The sequence below is a fragment of the Kiloniellales bacterium genome (assembly GCA_030066685.1).
In the GTDB taxonomy this organism is placed as follows: Bacteria; Pseudomonadota; Alphaproteobacteria; order Kiloniellales; family JAKSBE01; genus JAKSBE01.
In genome coordinates this window covers 126,648-143,638 of the sequence record JASJBF010000051.1, presented here as the reverse complement: position 1 = coordinate 143,638, position 16,991 = coordinate 126,648, and the positions used below count along the sequence as shown (strand labels likewise).

At 70.0% G+C, this 16,991-nt stretch carries 16 protein-coding genes, 1 tRNA gene and 1 riboswitch; of the genes, 7 read left to right on the top strand and 10 right to left on the bottom strand.

Going from position 1 to position 16,991, the window contains the following annotated elements; all coding sequences use genetic code 11:
• Window positions 1-14 precede the first annotated feature (14 nt).
• The 5 genes from cobO to QNJ30_24960 all read right to left on the bottom strand — a co-directional run bounded on the left by cobO (window position 15) and on the right by QNJ30_24960 (window position 6,961).
• Window positions 15-653: a cob(I)yrinic acid a,c-diamide adenosyltransferase gene (gene cobO / locus QNJ30_24980; GenBank protein MDJ0946715.1), complete on the bottom strand. Its 639-nt coding sequence runs from the start codon at window positions 651-653 to the stop codon at window positions 15-17.
• Window positions 650-4,522 carry a cobaltochelatase subunit CobN gene (gene cobN / locus QNJ30_24975; protein MDJ0946714.1) on the bottom strand — a complete coding sequence of 1,291 codons (3,873 nt, stop codon included), beginning with the start codon at window positions 4,520-4,522 and terminating at the stop codon, window positions 650-652. The genes cobO and cobN overlap by 4 nt, the downstream gene beginning before the upstream one ends.
• Window positions 4,523-4,723: 201 nt before the next feature.
• The gene (gene cobW / locus QNJ30_24970) at window positions 4,724-5,758 is read right to left on the bottom strand and encodes a cobalamin biosynthesis protein CobW (GenBank protein ID MDJ0946713.1); all 1,035 of its coding nucleotides are present in this window, start codon (window positions 5,756-5,758) and stop codon (window positions 4,724-4,726) included.
• 9 nt (window positions 5,759-5,767) lie between these two features.
• Entirely contained in the window at window positions 5,768-6,298 is a 531-nt protein-coding gene (cobU, locus tag QNJ30_24965) for a bifunctional adenosylcobinamide kinase/adenosylcobinamide-phosphate guanylyltransferase (protein ID MDJ0946712.1), read from the bottom strand.
• Window positions 6,299-6,334: 36 nt separating this feature from the next.
• Complete coding sequence (locus tag QNJ30_24960; protein ID MDJ0946711.1) at window positions 6,335-6,961, bottom strand: HupE/UreJ family protein; 627 nt, start codon at window positions 6,959-6,961, stop codon at window positions 6,335-6,337.
• Between the two features lie 107 nt (window positions 6,962-7,068).
• Window positions 7,069-7,272: riboswitch (cobalamin riboswitch) on the bottom strand.
• Window positions 7,273-7,358: 86 nt separating this feature from the next.
• Here QNJ30_24960 and merF point away from each other — a divergent pair.
• The 3 genes from merF (at window position 7,359) to QNJ30_24945 (ending at window position 9,033) form a co-directional block, all read left to right on the top strand.
• On the top strand, window positions 7,359-7,589 hold the full coding sequence (gene merF, locus QNJ30_24955; protein ID MDJ0946710.1) for a mercury resistance system transport protein MerF: 231 nt from the start codon (window positions 7,359-7,361) through the stop codon (window positions 7,587-7,589).
• Window positions 7,586-7,795, top strand: a complete 210-nt coding sequence (locus QNJ30_24950; GenBank protein MDJ0946709.1) for a GDCCVxC domain-containing (seleno)protein — start codon at window positions 7,586-7,588, stop codon at window positions 7,793-7,795. Before merF ends, QNJ30_24950 begins: the two co-directional genes overlap by 4 nt.
• A gap of 62 nt (window positions 7,796-7,857) precedes the next feature.
• A complete protein-coding gene (locus QNJ30_24945; protein ID MDJ0946708.1) occupies window positions 7,858-9,033 on the top strand; it encodes a redoxin domain-containing protein in 1,176 nt (391 codons plus the stop codon).
• Between the two features lie 20 nt (window positions 9,034-9,053).
• On the opposite strand, the gene QNJ30_24940 is transcribed toward QNJ30_24945, so the two are convergent.
• The 4 genes from QNJ30_24940 to QNJ30_24925 form a co-directional block, all read right to left on the bottom strand.
• Window positions 9,054-9,138: transfer RNA gene (locus QNJ30_24940), tRNA-Leu, on the bottom strand.
• Window positions 9,139-9,205: 67 nt separating this feature from the next.
• Window positions 9,206-9,460 carry a hypothetical protein gene (locus QNJ30_24935; protein ID MDJ0946707.1) on the bottom strand — a complete coding sequence of 85 codons (255 nt, stop codon included), beginning with the start codon at window positions 9,458-9,460 and terminating at the stop codon, window positions 9,206-9,208.
• Between the two features lie 13 nt (window positions 9,461-9,473).
• Complete coding sequence (locus QNJ30_24930; GenBank protein ID MDJ0946706.1) at window positions 9,474-10,223, bottom strand: molybdopterin-binding protein; 750 nt, start codon at window positions 10,221-10,223, stop codon at window positions 9,474-9,476.
• A 16-nt stretch (window positions 10,224-10,239) separates the two neighbouring features.
• Complete coding sequence (locus QNJ30_24925; GenBank protein MDJ0946705.1) at window positions 10,240-10,647, bottom strand: hypothetical protein; 408 nt, start codon at window positions 10,645-10,647, stop codon at window positions 10,240-10,242.
• Window positions 10,648-10,827: 180 nt separating this feature from the next.
• Between QNJ30_24925 and sfsA the strand changes: the two genes are divergently transcribed.
• The 4 genes from sfsA to QNJ30_24905 all read left to right on the top strand — a co-directional run bounded on the left by sfsA (window position 10,828) and on the right by QNJ30_24905 (window position 16,578).
• Complete coding sequence (gene sfsA / locus QNJ30_24920; protein MDJ0946704.1) at window positions 10,828-11,529, top strand: DNA/RNA nuclease SfsA; 702 nt, start codon at window positions 10,828-10,830, stop codon at window positions 11,527-11,529.
• Between the two features lie 44 nt (window positions 11,530-11,573).
• Entirely contained in the window at window positions 11,574-12,401 is an 828-nt protein-coding gene (map, locus tag QNJ30_24915; protein MDJ0946703.1) for a type I methionyl aminopeptidase, read from the top strand.
• 22 nt (window positions 12,402-12,423) lie between these two features.
• Complete coding sequence (gene radC, locus QNJ30_24910; GenBank protein MDJ0946702.1) at window positions 12,424-13,107, top strand: DNA repair protein RadC; 684 nt, start codon at window positions 12,424-12,426, stop codon at window positions 13,105-13,107.
• Window positions 13,108-13,398: 291 nt separating this feature from the next.
• Window positions 13,399-16,578, top strand: coding sequence for an adenylate/guanylate cyclase domain-containing protein (locus tag QNJ30_24905; protein ID MDJ0946701.1), 3,180 nt, complete (start codon window positions 13,399-13,401; stop codon window positions 16,576-16,578).
• 56 nt (window positions 16,579-16,634) lie between these two features.
• On the opposite strand, the gene QNJ30_24900 is transcribed toward QNJ30_24905, so the two are convergent.
• Complete coding sequence (locus tag QNJ30_24900; protein MDJ0946700.1) at window positions 16,635-16,898, bottom strand: hypothetical protein; 264 nt, start codon at window positions 16,896-16,898, stop codon at window positions 16,635-16,637.
• Window positions 16,899-16,991: the final 93 nt, after the last annotated feature.

Sequence of the window (16,991 nt, the reverse complement as noted above, 5' to 3'; positions counted from 1 at the left end):
GGCCCGTTGAGCCGTCAAAACTCGATGCCCCTCTGGGCCCTGACGTTCTGCTCGCGGAAGGGGTGCTTGACCTGGGTCATCTCGGTCACCAGGTCGGCGGCCTCGATCAGCTCGGGCTTGGCGTTGCGGCCGGTGACCACGACGTGGAGCCCCGGCGGCCTGGCCTTCAGCACCGCGACCACCTCGTCCAGCGGCAGGTGGTCGTAGCGCAGCGGGATGTTGATCTCGTCGAAAAGGAGAAGATCGAATTTGGGCTCGGGCCCACGGCAGGCCTCGATCAGCTCCTGCGACTTGGCCCAGGCCGCCTGGGCAGCGCGGATGTCGCGGGCCCGGTCCTGGGTGTCCCAGGAGAAGCCTTCTCCCATGGTGTGGACCTCGACCTGGTCGGCGAAGCGCTCCAGGGCGTGGCGCTCGCCGGTCTCCCACTTGCCCTTGACGAACTGGACGATGCCGACCCGCATCCCATTGCCCAGGGCCCGGAAGACCAGGCCGAAGGCCGCCGTCGACTTGCCCTTGCCCTTGCCGGTGTGGACGATCAGCAGGCCCTTCTCGACGGTCTTGTCGGCCAGCATCCTGTCCCGCGCCGCCTTGCGCTTGCGCGCCTTCTCGTTGGCCCGGGCGTTGATCTCGTCTTCGGTCAGGTCGTCGGTCATGGGTCGCGTTCCGTTCTTCTCGGCCGGTGTGCCACCCCCACCCCACCCTCCCCCATCAAGGGGGAGGGAGTGGCGGCGCCGACGCCTGGCTCTGGTCCCCTCACCCCTGGTGGGGGAGGGTTAGGATGGGGGTGCACTCCATTGTCCGCCGCCAAAGTCTCCAAGTGTCCGCGCGCCGAGTTCGACTTCGGGCGCCAGAGGCCCCGCTCCTGGGCCTCGATGAGGCGCGCCGCAATGTCGCCGAGGGCCGCCGCGTTGTTCGCTTCCAGGAAATCCCGGACGTCGTCGTCTTCGAGATAGGCCTCATAGACCGCGTCGAAGTGGTGGTCGCCGACCGCCCGTGCCGTGGCCGCGAAGGCGAAGAGGTAGTCGACGGTCGCGGCCATCTCGAAGGCGCCCTTGTAGCCGTGGCGCATGACCCCGCGGATCCACTTCGGGTTGACCACGCGGGCGCGGACGACGCGGGCGATCTCCTCCTCCAGGCGGCGCACCTTCGGGCTTTCGGGGCGCGAGTGGTCGTTGTGATAGACCACGGGTGCGGCGCCGCTCAAATGCCGCACCGAGACCGCCAGGCCGCCCTCGAACTGGTAGTAGTCGTCGGAATCGAGCAGGTCGTGCTCGCGGTTGTCCTGATTGTGGACCACGGCCTCGACCCCGGCCAGGCGGCGCTCGAAGAGCGCGTGCTCGGCCCGTCCGGCCGCGCCGTCGCCGTAGGCGTAGCCGCCCCAGGCGACGTAGGCCCGGGCCAGGTCGGCCTCGTCGCGCCAGCCGCGCTCGTCGATCAGCGCCTGCAGGCCGGCGCCGTAGGCCCCGGGCTTGGCGCCGAAGACGCGGCAGGCGGCACGGCGCTCGGCCGTGTCTTGATCCTCGCCCTGACCGCGCAGCGCGGCGGCGTCGCGCCCCACCCGGGCGGCCAAGGGGTTCTCGGCTTCCGGTTCGTCCAGCGCAGCGACGGCGCGGATCGCCGAGTCGAGCAGGTCGACCTGGGCCGGGAAGGCGTCGCGGAAAAAGCCCGAGATACGGAAGGTCACGTCGACCCGCGGCCGCCCGAGGACTGACAAGGGCAGCACCTCGAAGCCGACGACCCGGCCTGAGGCCTGCTCCCACTGCGGCTTCACGCCGAGCAGGGCCAGGGCCTGGGCGATGTCGTCGCCGCCGGTGCGCATGTTGGCGGTGCCCCAGGCGGAGAGCGCCAGGGCGCGCGGCCATTCGCCCTGCTCCTGGCGGTGGCGCTCGAGCAGGCGAGCGGCCGAGGCCCAGCCGAGCTGCCAGGCCGCCGGGGTCGGCACGGTGCGGGTGTCGACCGAATAGAAGTTGCGCCCGGTCGGCAAGACGTCGGGCCGGCCGCGGGTCGGCGCGCCCGAGGGTCCGGGCGCGACGAAGCGGCCGTCGAGGCCGGCCAGCAGGCTCTCGATCTCGGCCGGGCCGCAGGCTTCGACGCGGGGGCGCAGGTCTTGCGCGATGGTCTCGAGCACGGCGGCCGTGCTTTGCCAGGTCGCGCCGGGCTTGGACCGCCCGGCGACCAGCGCCTGGGCGAGTGCTTCCAGGCGTTCGACGGTGTCGCCGTTGCTCCGCCAGGCGCCGTCGGCCTGCAAGGCGGTCGGCTTCCGTCCGGCCCAGGCCGCGCCGAGCTCGCAGTCGAGAGGATCGAAGTCGCCCAAACCGAGGTCCGCGGCCAGCGCGCGGATCAGGGAGGCACCGCCGCCTCGGCCGTCGCCGCGCGGCAGGCGGGTCAGGGCGACCAGCAGATCGGTGAGCTGTCCGTCGCGGGGCGAGACGCCGAAGACGTGGAGGCCGTCGCGGATCTGCAGCTCCTTCAGCTCGCAGAGGTGGTTGTCGAGCTTGCCGAGCGCTGCCGCCTCGTCGTCCTCCGGCGCGATGCCGCAGTCCAGGTCGAGACCGATGCGCTGGCTGAGCTCCAGGATCTCGCGGCTCAGCAGCTCGAGGCGCCGGGGATCGACGCCGGCGGCCTCGTAGTACTCGTCGACCAAACGCTCCAGCTCCGCCAGGGGGCCGTAGCTCTCGGCCCGGGTCAGGGGCGGCGTCAGGTGGTCGAGGATGACCGCCTGGGCGCGGCGCTTGGCCTGGCTGCCCTCCCCCGGATCGTTGACGATGAAGGGATAGAGGTGCGGCAGCGGCCCGAGCGCGGCCTCGGGATGGCAGCTTTCTGATAGCGCCAGGGCCTTGCCCGGCAGCCATTCCAGGTTGCCGTGCTTGCCCAGGTGGACGATGGCATGGACGCCGGCCGTCTCGCGCAGCCAGGCGTAGAAGGCGAAGTAGCCGTGCGGCGGCACAAGGTCCGGGTCGTGGTAGGTCGCGGCCGGATCGATGTTGTAGCCGCGCGCCGGCTGCAGGCCGACGACGACCCGGCCCAGGCGCAGGACCGGAATCGCGAATCCGCCGCAATCCAGCTCGCGCCGGAGGTAGAAGGGATCGCGCTCCGGCGGGCCCCAGCGCGCCACCACCGCTTCCTGGAGGTCGGGCGGCAGGCGGCCGAAGAAGAGCTCGTAGTCCGGACGCGACAGCTCCTCCCTCACGGTGCGACCGGCGATGCCGGCGTTGGTCGGGCCGGCCTGGAGCGCCGCGACCAGTGCATTGCCGTCGGGCGGGATGTCCTCCACCGCATAGCCGGCCCCGGCGAGCGCATGCAGCACCTCGATCGTGCCGGCGGGGCTGTCGAGGCCGACGCCGTTGCCGATGCGGCCGTCGCGGTTGGGGTAGTTCGCCAAGACCAGGGCGAGGCGGCGTTCGGCCGGCGGCGTTCCGCGCAGCTTCAGCCAGTTCGCCGCCAGCTCGGCGACGAAGGCGATCCGGTCGGGGACCTGGGCGTAGGTGACGACCGAGGTCTCGGTCAGGGGGTCGTAGCGCGCCTCGGCCTTGAAGGAGACGGCGCGCGAGAGGATGCGGCCGTCGACCTCGGGCAGGGCGACGTTCATGGCGATGTCGCGGGCCGAGAGACCCTGGCTGCCGGCGCGCCAGGCCTCCAAGTTGCCGCCGGAGAAGACCACCTGCAGCACCGGGCCGTCGACGCCGTCGAAGGGCGTTTCGCCCAGCTCCTTGCCCGGCCGGCCGACGGCGAAGCCGGTGGCGTTGAGTACCAGGCCGGCGCCGGCCTCGGCCAGGAGCCGGGCGACGATCTCGGCCGAGACCGGCTCCTTGAGGCTGGCGCAGTAGATCGGCAGGGGGCTGACCCCTTCAGCCAGCAGCGCCTCGGCCAAGGCGTCGACCGGTGCCGTGGTCCCGGCCTGCAGCAGGGCGCGATAGAAGACGATGGCGGCGACCGGTTGCGTGCCGGCCAGGGCCAGCGGATCGGCGGAGAGGGCCGGCGGGCGGTAGACCCCAGCGCGCGGCAGTGGCCGCGGTTCCTGCCAGTCGAGGTCGCGGCCGAGCAGGCTCGCGGCGTAGGCCAGGAAGTCACGGGCGTTGTCCGGGCCGCCCTGCACGCCGTACTGCCAGAGCCGGTGGCAGGCCTCGGCCGACAGGGTGGAGCGGCGGGCGAGCTCGGCGTCGGGCTGGTCGTCGCCGGGCAGCAGGGCCAGGGGGATCCCGGCCTCGCGGCAGGCCGCCTCGATCTGCTCGACCCCGTAGGGCCAGTAGCCGACCCCGCCGAGCAGGCGGACGACCACGAGCTTCGCCCCTGCGATCACCTTCTCGACGTAGAGGTCGACCGAGAAGTTGTGCGCGAGCTGCATGAGGTTGGCCAGGCGCAGGCTGGGGAAGCCGTCGCCGAAGCCGGCCCGGGCCGTCGAGAGGCCGGCCAGCTCGGTGTCGGCGGCGGAGAGCACGACGATCTCGCCGGGGCTCTGGCCCAGGTCGACCGGCTCGGAGCCGTCCGCGATGACGCCGGGCTGGGCCTGCAGGAGGTGCATCTTAGCCTCCAGGTCCTTTCACCGGCCTCGTCCTGAGCCTGTCGAAGGGCGAGCCCCCGGTCACGGGCCTTTCGACCCCCGGTCGAAGCTCATGCTTCAGCGCGCAGCGCGGCGCATACGCGCGGCTCAGCATGAGGGCGGGGGCAGGGTCCTCGTTCCAAGCCGCAGGCATCTGTCCTGTCGCGCAGCGAAGCACAGGCATCACGCCCCCAGCGCCGCGGCGATGCCGGCCCGGTCGAGGTCGGCGCGGCCGATGAAGACCAGGCGGGTGGCGCGGGGCTCGGCCGGCGCCCAGTCGCGGTCGTAGTAGCTCTGGAAGCGGCCGCCGACGCCCTGCACGACCAGGCGCATGCCCTTGCCGGCGACGGCCGCGAAGCCCTTGACCCGGAAGATGTCGTGCTCGGCGACCAGGTCCTCGAGGCGGGCCAGGAGGGCGGCGGGGTCGGCGAGCTCGCCCAGCTCCAGGGCGAAGCTGGCGAAGTCGTCGTGGTCGTGGTCCTCGCCGTCGTCGTGGTGCGAGGGCCGGGAGTCGAGGTCGTCCTCGGCCGCCGCGCCGAGGCCCAGCAGGACGCCGGCCTCGATGCCGCCGTGGCGGGCCGGCAGGAGCTTCACCTCCGGGCGCAGCTGCGCCGTCACCTCGCCCTCGACGGCACCCACGGCGCCTTCCGGCAGGAGGTCGGTCTTGTTCAGCACCACGAGGTCGGCCGAGCCGAGCTGCTCCTCGAAGAGCTCCTCCAGGGGGCTCTCGTGGTCCAGGGCCTCGTCCGCTTCGCGCTGGGCCTCCAGGGCTTCCGGATCGGCGGCGAAGCGGCCGGCGGCGACGGCCGGGGCGTCGACCACGGCGATCACCCCGTCGACCGTCACCCGGTTGCGCACGTCGGGCCAGTTGAAGGCCTTGATCAGGGGCTTGGGCAGGGCCAGGCCCGAGGTCTCGATGACGATGTGGTCGGGCGGCTCCGGCCGCGCCAGGATCTTCTCCATGGTCGGCAGGAAGTCCTCGGCCACGGTGCAGCAGATGCAGCCGTTGGCCAGCTCCATCACGTCCTCGTCCGCGCAGCCGGCGATCCCGCAGCCCTTGACGATCTCGCCGTCGACGCCGAGGTCGCCGAACTCGTTGATGATCAGGGCCAGGCGCTTGCCGCCTGCCGTCTGCAGCAGGTGGCGGATCATGCTGGTCTTGCCGGCGCCGAGGAAGCCGGTAATCACGGTCGCGGGGATCTTGCTGTGTCGGGGCATGAAGGTTCCTTAGCGCGGGGACTTGAGGGCCAGCGGCAGGCCCGCCGAGAGGAAGACGACCGACTGGGCGACGCCGGCCACGGCCTGGTTCAGGCGCCCGGCGTGGTCGACGAAGGCCCGGGCCAGGGCGTTGGCCGGCACGACGCCGAGGCCGACCTCGTTCGAGACCAAGACCACGGCGCCGTCGAGATGGGGCAGGACCTCGACCAGGCGCCGGGTCTCGGCGGCGACGTCGCGCTCGGCGCCTAGGAGGTTCGACAGCCAGAGCGTCAGGCAGTCGACCAGGACGGCGCCGTCGGAGGCCGAGCTGCGCTCCAGTGCGCCGACCAGGTCGAGCGGCGCCTCGATGGTCCGCCAGCGCACGCCGCGCCGGGCCCGGTGCTCTTCGATGCGCCGCTGCATCTCGGCGTCGCCCGGCTCGGCGGTGGCGATGTAGGTGCAGCGGCCGGACTGGCCTTCGACCAAGGCTTCGGCATGGCGGCTCTTGCCGGAGCGCGCGCCGCCCAGGACCAGGGTCAGGGGTGGGAGACCGCCCGTCATGATACGCCCTCGTCGCCGGCCCGGCCGGCGAGGAGCTCAGGCGACCAGGGCCGAGGTCAGGAAGTAGGCGCCCGCCGCCGCGATCGCCCCGCCGAAGGCCCGCAGGCCACCGACCGCAGCCGTGGCCTGCCTGGCCAGCAGGGCCTTGCCGAGGCCGAAGGCGGCCAGGGCGATGGCGGCCTGGATCACGGCGAAGCCGATCAGGTAGGCGGCCAGCGGCGTGGTCTCGGCGCCGACGATGGACTCACCGTAGGCGTAGCCGTGGAACAGCCCCGCGACGGCCATGAAGCCGGCGAAGACGCGAAAGTCGAGGGCGCGGTAGAAGGCGAGCAGCGCGCCGCCGAGAACCACCGTGCCGGAGACCACCGGCTCGACCACCGGCAGGTTCCATTCGGCGAGGTGGAGGACGCAGCCGGCCAGGGTCGCGGCCACGAAGGCGAGCGGCAGCAGGTATCCGCGCGCGAAGAGCGTGCCGATCAGGCCGATCGCAAGGATGAAGGCCAGGTGGTCCGGCCCGATGATCGGATGGCCAAACCCGGAAAGCAGACCCTGCAGAAAGGTCTGCGGCATCTGGTAGTCCATCGCGTGATGCGCGAAGGCGCTGCCGGAACTCGACAGGAGCGCAGCGAGGCCGAGGACGGCGGTGCGGGTGCGGCGTGACATGGGTTTCCCTTCCCTTTCTCGGTCCAAAGACCCATGCCCTTTGCGAAGAGCGCGGCGCCGTCTGGCGCCGGCCGTAGAGCCCGCCGGTTCCCCCGCCCGGCGGCATCGCAAGTGGCGGGCGCAACGGCAGGTCTCCTGGCTCGCGGGTCTAGACCGCGGGTCCCGCCTTCCCGGTTTCCCAGTGGCACCGATCGGACCCGCGTCACCCGCCTACAGTTGCGGGGGCAGCCGGGGCTTCGACACCCGACGGCGGGCGTCTCACCCCATTCCCTTTTGATCCCGGAACGGGAACCGTTGCAGGGGTGAGCCTATGCCAAGCGAAGTTCACAGGACAAGCGTCTTCACATCGGATCGAGGTCCAAAGACGTCGGCCGCCGCGATCTGTTAGGCTCGGGCGATGAAGGACGTGACCCTGCTCAAGATCGGCTCGGTCGGCACGGTGATCGCCGGGGTCTGCTGCTTTACCCCGGCGCTGGTCCTGCTGCTCGGCATGCTTGGGCTCTCGGCCTGGCTGGCCTGGCTCGACCGCGTTCTGCTGCCGGCCTTCACGCTGTTCCTCGGGCTGTCGGTCTACGCCATGCTCCTGATCCTGCGGCGGCGCAGCTTGAAGCAGGACCGGGCCGAATGACCGTCCTCGAATCGACCCTGACCTGCCCGCTCTGCGGCCATCGCCGGAGCGAGACCATGCCGACGGAGGCCTGCCAGTACTTCTACGACTGCCGGGGCTGCGGCGCGGTCCTCAAGCCCAAGCCCGGCGATTGCTGCGTCTTCTGCTCCTACGGGACGGTGCCCTGCCCGCCGGTGCAGGAAGGCGCCGGCTGCGAGACCGGCTAGCGCCGGGGCGCCCGGCGAGGTGTCTTGCCAGCCTGTTGCCCGGGCCCGGCGCCCTTGGCACCATGACGACTCCAGGGCGCACCCGGAGCAGGAGACGCGCGATCGAAGCCTTTCAGCAGAGCCGCCCGCAGGGCCCGCCGCCCGAGGCCGGCGACCGGGCGCCGGACGTCAAGCTGCGCGACCACCGCGGCGGCGGCGGCTTCCTGTCGCAGGCCCTGCGCGGCAAGGGCGCGGTGCTGATCTTCCTGCCGAGCGCCGCGGATCCGGCCGGCCAGGCCCTGCTGCGCGCCTTCGCCGGCGCCTTCCCGCGCCTCGCGCCCCACGTGAACGTCTTTGCCGTCACCGGGCAGCCGGCCGCCGAGAACGCCGCGGCGGTCGGCCAGCTGCAGCTGCCTTTCCCGCTCTACGGCGATCCCCAGGGCGCCGCCGCCCGGGCCTACGGCGTGGCCCACGACCCGGCGGCCCGGCAGCCGGTTTTCGGTCTGGCCAAGGTCTCCGCCTTCCTAGTCGACAAGGGCGGGCGCCTCCTGCTTGCCGCTCGCGACAGCGCCGACCCCAAGCTGGCCGAGACCGTCGCCGCGGAGCTGGAGGCGCAGGCCGCCGAGACGCCGCAGGCGCTGCGCGGCACGGCCCCGGCGCTGCTGGTCCCCCGGGCCTTCGAGCCCGCCTTCTGCCGCGAGTTGATCGCCGCCTACGAGGCCGGCGAGAAGCAGCGCACCGGCACCCTGCGCGACCTCGCCGACGGGCGCCGCGAGCACTACATCGACGACAAGGAGAAGATCCGCCTGGACCACCATCCCGACCCGGCCCTGCTGGCCGAGATGTGGCGGCGCCTGGAGCGCCGGGTCGTGCCCGAGATCGCCAAGTTCTTCCACTTCGCCGCGACCCGCTACGACAACCTCAAGATCGGCTGCTACGAGGGCGACCGGGGCGGGCACTTCAGAGTGCACCGGGACAACGACACTCCGGGGGTGGCGCACCGCCGCTTCGCCATGACGCTGAACCTCAACGAGGGCTACGAGGGCGGCCACCTGCGCTTCCCGGAGTTCGGCCCGCACCTCTACCGCCCCGCCGCCGGCGAGGCCATCGTCTTCTCCTGCTCGATGCTGCACGAGGCCCTGCCGGTGACCCGCGGCACCCGCTACATGGTGATCTGCTTCCTCTTCGGGGAAGAGGACCAGGCGCTGCGCGACCGCCGGGTCCAGGGCGTCGAGACCCGCCACGCGGGGCAGCCCTAGAGAGCGCTGCGGCCGAGGCTTGGTGCCCGCTGAGGGACTCGAACCCCCACGCCTTGCGGCCCGAGATTTTAAGTCTCGTGTGTCTACCAGTTCCACCAAGCGGGCCCGGGCGCAAGTTGTGCCGCAGGCCGGGGCCGGATGCAATGATCGGTGGTGCGGACCGGTGATGCCGTCAGTTGCGCGGGCGGCCGAGGCCCATGACCGCGGCGCCCATCGCCGCCGAGCCGAAGGTCACGATCAGGCCGAAGAAGAACAGCGCGAGCGGCAGCGGCCCGCCGCCCGGACCGAGCAGGAGGCCGCGCAGGCCGGCCAGATCCACGGCAAGGCAGAGCACCCCGAGCAGGATTCCGGCGCCGGCGCCGACCGCGAGGTGACGCAGCAGAAAGACGATCAGCTGCGGCAGCTGCCTGCGGGGCGGTGGCGCCATCGCTGCCCTCCCCTCAGCCGGTCTCGCGCGGCTCGGCGCCGAGGTCGCGGATCAAGGCGCCGACCTCCTCGGCCGCGGCGGCCAGCCGGGGCTCGTCGGTCGCGCGCAGGACCACCGCAACGCTGGGCCGGCCGTCGCGGAAGGAGGGATAGCTGCCGATGTCGACCTCGGGGTAGCGCGCCTGCAGCGCGCCGAGGCCGGCCGCCAGGGCGCCCTCGGGCAGCTTCGAGGTCAGGGTCCGGGAGCGCAGCGGCGGCCCGCCGGTCAGGCCCGGCGCCAGGCCCTCAAACATGGCACGCATGATCGCCGGCACCCCGGCCATGACGTGGACGTTTCCGATCCGGAAGCCGGGGGCGTGGCTGATCGGGTTTTCGATCAGGGTCGCCCCTTCGGGCGTGTTGGCCATGCGCAGGCGTGCCTCGTTGAGGTCGCCTGGCGCGTAGTGCGCCTGCAGCAGGGCCAGCGCCTCCGGGTTGCGGATCAAGGGCAGGCCGAAAGCGGCGGCGACGCACTCGGCAGTGATGTCGTCGTGGGTCGGGCCGATGCCGCCGGTCGTGAAGATATAGGTGTAGCGGTCCCGCAGGGCGTTGACGGCGGCAACGATCTCCGCCCGGAGGTCGGGCACGACCCGCGCCTCGGCCAGGCGGATACCGAGTTCGCCGAGACGCTCGCCGAGGTAGGGCAGATTGGCGTCCTTGGTGCGACCGGAGAGGATCTCGTTGCCGATGATCAGGACGGCGGCGGTGACTTGCCCCTCGGTCATGCCCTCCGCATCCGGCTCAGCCCTTGGAGTAGCCCTTGGCGCGCATGCAGCGGTTGAAGAGCGCCTCGCGCTGCTTGCCCAGCTCGAACTCGTCCATGCGGGTCATGAAGGAGGTCTCCTCGCCGCCCATCGCGGCCTGCCGGCCGGTGTCGACCCGATCGCCCTGGATCCGGGTGTCGCGGGCGGTCTGGGCCCGGGCGTAGGCGTAGCAGTCGGAGATGTCGGCCTGGCGCTGGGATTCGTTGTCCTCGCTGCCTTCCTTGATCCAGAACTTCTGGCCGTCCTCGGACACCTCGACGGCGCTGCCGGACGGCGGTGCGGGCCGGGACGTGGTCGTCGGTTCGTAGAAGGGCACACGGAAGCTTGAGCAGCCCGCAAGCAGCACGGCGGCCAAAAGCAAAGAGAGCGATGGCGACACTTTCATACCCGTTCCTTACGTTAGGCCTCCGGCGCCGGATCGACCGACCGCCGCCAGATCTGCGGCCCCCCGGCATCCGGAGATAGCCTGGGTCAGAGCGCCGCGTCTTGCAAGTACGGAAATCACGGCCCAAAAAGGGCCCCCGGATTTGCACAAGATCGTAATCCCCGACACGGCAGCAGACCCTTGCGCTTCGACACCTCGCTTCTGGAAGGTCGCTTGATCCGCCGCTACAAGCGCTTCCTGGCCGACGTGCGCCTTGCGGACGGCCGCGAAGTCACGGCGCACTGCCCCAACCCGGGCTCGATGCTCGGCCTGCACGCGCCCGGCTCGCGGGTTTGGCTCTCGCCGGCCGACAAGCCGGCCCGCAAGCTCAAGTTCACTTGGGAGCTGATCGAGGCCGAGGGCACCCTGGTCGGGATCAACACGGGGCACCCCAATGCTATCGTCGCCGAGGCGGTCGCGGCAGGGCGGATCCCGGAGCTGGCAGGCTACGACCGGCAGAGGCGCGAGGTGCCCTACGGCAGCAACAGCCGGATCGACCTTCTGCTCGAGCGTGAGGCGCAGCCGCCTTGCTACCTGGAGGTCAAGAACGTGCACCTCAAGCGCGGGCCGGAAGCCGCCGAGTTCCCCGACTCCGTCACCACGCGGGGCGCCAAACATCTGCATGAGCTGTCCGCCGTGGCGCAGGCGGGCGCCCGGGCCGTGATGTTCTTCCTGGTGCAGCGGCAGGATTGCAGCCGTTTCTCCCTGGCGGGCGACATCGATCCGGGCTACGAAATGGCCTTCCGCGACGCCGTGGGACTGGGGGTTGAAGCGCTGTGCTACGATTGCGACGTAACGCCGGAGGGAATCGACATCGGCCGCCGGCTGCCCCTGGCCGACTAGGCGCCGTAGCGTCGTCCATGTCTGCGTTCTGAAGGAGTTCATTTATGGTGCAGGGCGACGTCGCCTATGGGGCCTTCCCAGAGGAGCGCCGGATCACCATTCACGGCCCCGAGGACTTCGAGGGCATGCGCAAGGCCGGCCGGCTGGCGGCGGAGACGCTCGACTTCATCACGCCGCAGGTCCAGCCGGGCGTGACCACGGAGGAGCTCGACCGGCTGTGCCACGGCTTCATCCTGGACCACGGCGCGATCCCGGCCCCGCTCAACTACAAGGGCTTTCCCAAGTCGATCTGCACCTCGGTCAACCACGTCGTCTGCCACGGCATCCCCAGCGACCGTAAGCGCCTGGTCAAGGGCGACGCGATCAACGTCGACGTCACCGTGATCCTGGACGGCTGGCATGGCGACACCAGCCGCATGTTCCACGTCGGCGCGACCAGCGTGAAGGCGCGCAAGCTGGTCGAGGTGACCTACGAAGCGATGATGAGGGGGATCGCGGCGGTCCGTCCGGGCGCAACCCTCGGCGACATCGGCGCGGCGATCCAGGCCCACGCCGAGGGGCACCGTTTCTCGGTGGTCCGGGACTTCTGCGGGCACGGCCTGGGCCGGGTCTTCCACACCGCACCCTCGGTCCTGCACTACGGCCGGCCGGGCACCGGCGTGGTCCTGCGCGAGGGCATGTTCTTCACCATCGAGCCGATGATCAACGCCGGGCGCCCGGACGTGAAGATCCTGGACGACGGCTGGACCGCTGTGACCCGGGACAAGTCGCTGTCGGCGCAGTTCGAGCACTCCGTCGGAGTCACCGCCGAGGGCTGCGAGATCTTCACGACCTCGCCCAAGGGCTGGCACCAGCCGCCTTACGAAACCTGATCGCGGCCGGGTCGGGGCGGCCGTGGCGGAGGACCGCAGTCACTACCTTGGCCACAGGGCGCGCCTGCGGGCGCGGATCCTGGACAGCGGGGCGGAAAGCCTGGCCGACCACGAGGTCCTGGAGTTCCTGCTGTTCGGCGCCCAGCCGCGCCAGGACACCAAGCCCCTGGCCAAGGCCCTGATCCGGCGCTTCGGCAGCCTGGCCGCCGTCCTGGCGGCCGATCCCGCGGCCCTGCGCGGCGTCGACGGCGTGGGCGACGCCAAGATCGCCGCTCTGCAGGTCGCCCGCGAGGCCGCAATCCGCCTCGCCCGGGAGGACCTCAGGGACCGGCCGATCCTGTCCTCCTGGGAGCGCCTGGTCGACTATTGCCGGATCACCCTCGGGCACGAGACGGTCGAGCAGTTCCGGGTGCTCTTCCTGGACCGCAAGAACCGCCTGATCGCCGACGAGCGCCAGCAGAAGGGCACCGTGGACCACACCCCGGTCTACCCCCGGGAGGTCGTGAAACGGGCCCTGGAGCTGGGGGCCTGCGCCCTGATCCTGGTCCACAACCATCCTTCCGGGGACCCGACCCCCTCGCCCGCCGACATCGAGATGACCCGGGCCGTGGCCGCCGCCGCCGAGAGCCTGGGGATCGCCGTGCATGACCATCTGATCCTGGCCCGGTCGGGAGAAACCAGCCTCCGCGGCAAAGGCTTGATTTAAATACAAGGGCTATACACGTTTAAGTCTGTGTGAAATTCTTCACGAAGTAGTTGAAAAGTATATTGAAAGTGCGGAAGATAATCTGACCGGGGGCTTTCGGCCCGTGGGACTACGGGACTCGCCTTTGCAAGCGCTGGGCTGTATTCTTATGTTGTAGGGGTTTATCCTGATGTCGGTCCCATTGGCTAGCGGAACAGCGGCCTTCGGGAGCTTTGGAGCAGCGCAGGCGACCGCCCTGGAATCGAAGGCGGCCAGCTGCAGCTCGGTCGGCGCGAGAGGTGAAGTACCTCGATGGCTGTGAGCCAAAACTACGTCTCGCCATCCCGCACGCGTGGCCTCCTCGAGGGCGAGCGCAAGTTCGCGACCGTTCTTTTCGCCGACATCGTGAACTCCTCCGCCCTGGTGGCGGACGCCGATCCCGAGGAAGCGAACGAGAAGCTGCTACCTTGGCTGCAGGCAATGGTCGAAGCCATCGACGGCTATGGCGGGACGGTCACGCAGCTTCTGGGCGACGGGGTCATGGCATTGTTCGGCGCACCGGCGGCGCAGGAGCATCACGCGATCCGTGCCTGTCTGGCAGCGCAGGAGATTCAACTGCGCTGCGCCAGGACCGACGAAGCGGGCGGGGTACCCCTGCCCGTTCGCCTGCGGGTCGGGATCAGCTCGGGGATCATTGTCACCCAGCCGATCCGCAGCGGCATGCTGACCGAATATCGGGCCGTCGGGGACACGGTTCATCTCGCCGCACGCGCCGAGGAAGCGGCCCGGCCGGGCGAGGTCCTGCTGACCGAGGAGACCTACCGCCTCGTGGCCGGCCAGGTGCGGGTCGAGCCGGCGAGTTACATCAGGCTGAGCCAGGCCTCCCGCAGCGTTCGCACCTACGCCCTGCAGGGCGTGACCATAACCAAGCGGTCGATGCGTCCGCTCGAGAGCCCGGGCAAGCCATCCTTCGTCGGACGAACGCAGGATCTGACCGCCTTGAGCGAAAGCCTGTCTCGGGCCAGCGAGGGACATGGCGAAGTCTTCGTGGTCACCGGCGATCCCGGTGTCGGCAAATCCCGGCTGATGCTCGAGTTCCTGGGGACGATCGACACCGGCGTCGCCCGGGCCCTGAAGGTGGATCTGGAGCCGACCGGCGTGCCTCGCTTCGACGATCCCGTGGCGCGCCTGGTCCGTTCCCTGCTCGAACTCGAAGCCGCCTCCGAGCCAGAGGTACTCGCGGCAGCCATCGCTGAGCGGCTCAAGTCCCTGAACGTCGGCGGGACCCACGCCGTTTCCGCGATTCTCGAAGTGCTTGGACAGAGCGCGAACGACCCGGGCTGGGAGACCCTAGATCCGCCGGAACGCTTGCGTGTGACCCTCGTCACCATCGCCGACGCGACCCGTGCCCTCGGCCGCAAGTCGCCCCTGGTTATTGTTCTCGAGGATTTTCATTGGGCCAGCGCGGAGGTCCAGCAACTCGGCAAGGAGATCGCTGTCCGCCTGGATGGGACCCGGGTGCAACTGGTCCTGACCTCGCGGACGCATCACGAACGGCCCTGGACCAGCTGGCCGAAGTTCGCTGAACACAGGATCCGAGCCCTGCCCTCCGAGGATGCGGCTCGCTTCGTAGGATCGCTCCTGGGAAATTCGGAGGAGCTCGGCGCGCTGGTTCCAAAGCTGATCGAGAAGACCCAAGGCAACCCCTTCTTCATCGAAGAGTGCGTTCGCTCGCTGGTGGAGCGCGGGGCGCTGAACGGCACGCCCGGCGGCTACCGGCTGGTGGTGCCGCTCGACGACATCGAGATCCCGGTCACGGTCCATGGCGTCCTCGCGGAACGAATCGACAGCCTGCCGCGCGTCGACCGACAGACGCTTCTCTGTGCGGCTGTTATCGGGCGGAACTTCGACGTTGCCCTGCTAGAGCAGCTTCTGGCCCCCGACGACGGGCGTTTGGCCGATCGCCTGGCTCGACTCGAGCAGCAGGGCTTCCTGCAGCGCACGCGGATCGTGCCCAACCTGGAGTACGGGTTTCGCCATACCCTCACCCACGAGGTCGCCTACGGCACCTTGCTGAAGCGCGATCGGCTACGCTTGCACACGACGGTCATGAAGGTGCTTCGTCGCCGGCCGGGGCACGAATTGCCGATCAAGATCGAGTTGCTCGCGCACCACGCCTACCGGGCTCAGGCTTGGGCCTATGCCGCGGCCTACTCCCGCCGCGCGGCCAGCAAAGCACAATCGGCGTCGCGGAACGGCGCCGCGCAGGCGCTCTTCACGAAGGCGCTGGACGCGCAGTCGCAGATGCCGCAGACCGAGCGCAACGGCCGCAGAGGCATCGATATCCGGCTTGAGCTGGCGCAGTCGCTTTTTACACTCGGCCGATCCGAGGCGGTGCGCAGCGTCCTGAAAGCCGCCGAGACCGCCGCGAAGGCGTTGCATGACGAGCGCAGGCTCGGGCGGATCTGCTCCGCGCGCATGCTCTGCCACTGGGTCGATGGCGACCTCAGCAACGCGATCGAAATGGGCCGCCAGGGATTGGAAATCGCGCGCCGCCTCAACGACCCTCAGCTCGAGATCCAGGTCGCTTCACGGCTTGGCTGCATGCTCATCGATCGCGGCGACTATGCCGATGCGAGGAAGCTGCTTGAAGGGATCATCCCGCGAGTTTCGGAGGGCTCCTCGCACAAGCAGTTCGGCACCCTTGCGGCCGTCGCGGTCGGCTGCCGGGCCGACCTGGCGCGGTCGCTGGGCGAACTCGGACAATTCTCGGCGGCCCTCAAGATCGGCGACGAGGCGCTGCGCATTGCCGACGACAACGGACACAGCTTCAGCCAGATCTACGCTTGTCTTTCGGTCGGCACGGCTTTGCTGCGCAAAGGGGACTTCGCCCGCAGCATCCCGCTGCTCGAGCGGGCCCACAGATTCTGCATGGCAACCCAGATCAAGCTCCTGCTGCCCCTCAGCGAAGCATCGCTCGGCTACGCTCTGGTGCGCACCGGAAGCGTGGCCCAAGGCCTGGGCTACCTGAAGCATGCCGTCGAGCTTGCCAACAAGGACGTTGTGCTCGGTCAGCTGTCGCAGCAGACCGTCTGGCTGGCCGAGGCGCTGCTTCGCGCTGGCCAGCCGGAACAGGCCCTTGCCCATGCGACCACGGCCCTGGACATTGCGCGAAAGAACGGGGAGAAGGGCGACGAAGCCTGGGCGCAGTGGGCACTGGGCGAGGTCTACAGGTGTGACTCCTCCGCGAAGCCGCGCAAGGCGGCTGCCGCATTCAATCGGGCCCGCACCCTTGCGGAAGGGTGCAACATGATTCCCCTGGTCAGCCACTGCACCTTGGCACTCGGAAAGCTGCAGCTTGAGCGGACCGCGTGCGAAAAGGGGCGAGAGCGCGCCGAAGAAGCGCTCCAGCTCTACCAAAGCCTGGACATGGGTTTCTATGCTTTGGAGGCGAAAGAGGCGATGGTATCGGTCTCGACGCCGGTCGCCTAGACGTCCTCCAGCGCCCCAACTCGCGCTGAGACTCCTTTACCGCCGCCCCAAATTCATCACTGAATACGCTCAGGTCCCGAGGCATCCAGGGGGGCCAGATGACGGCCGCGTTGCGCCCTGTCTTCCGTCAGCTCTCCTGCCGAGGCCCTCAGATTATCGGTCATTTCGTCCGTCACCGCCTCGGCTGCGGCACCGATCAAGGTCGCCGCGATCAAGAAACCCTGCGACATCATCTTAGATTCCAGCCGCTTCAGGTCCGAAACGAGGGTTCCCAAGGCAAACAATTCGTCGGTCGCTTCTGGACTATCAGAAGTCGCCATCCCTTTGATTCCTCCTGGAAAAGATGCGCTCGACAACCTAAGCGCCAACGTATTTGCCCGCAGTTTAGGGACCGCCCATTCCGCGCGCTGTGA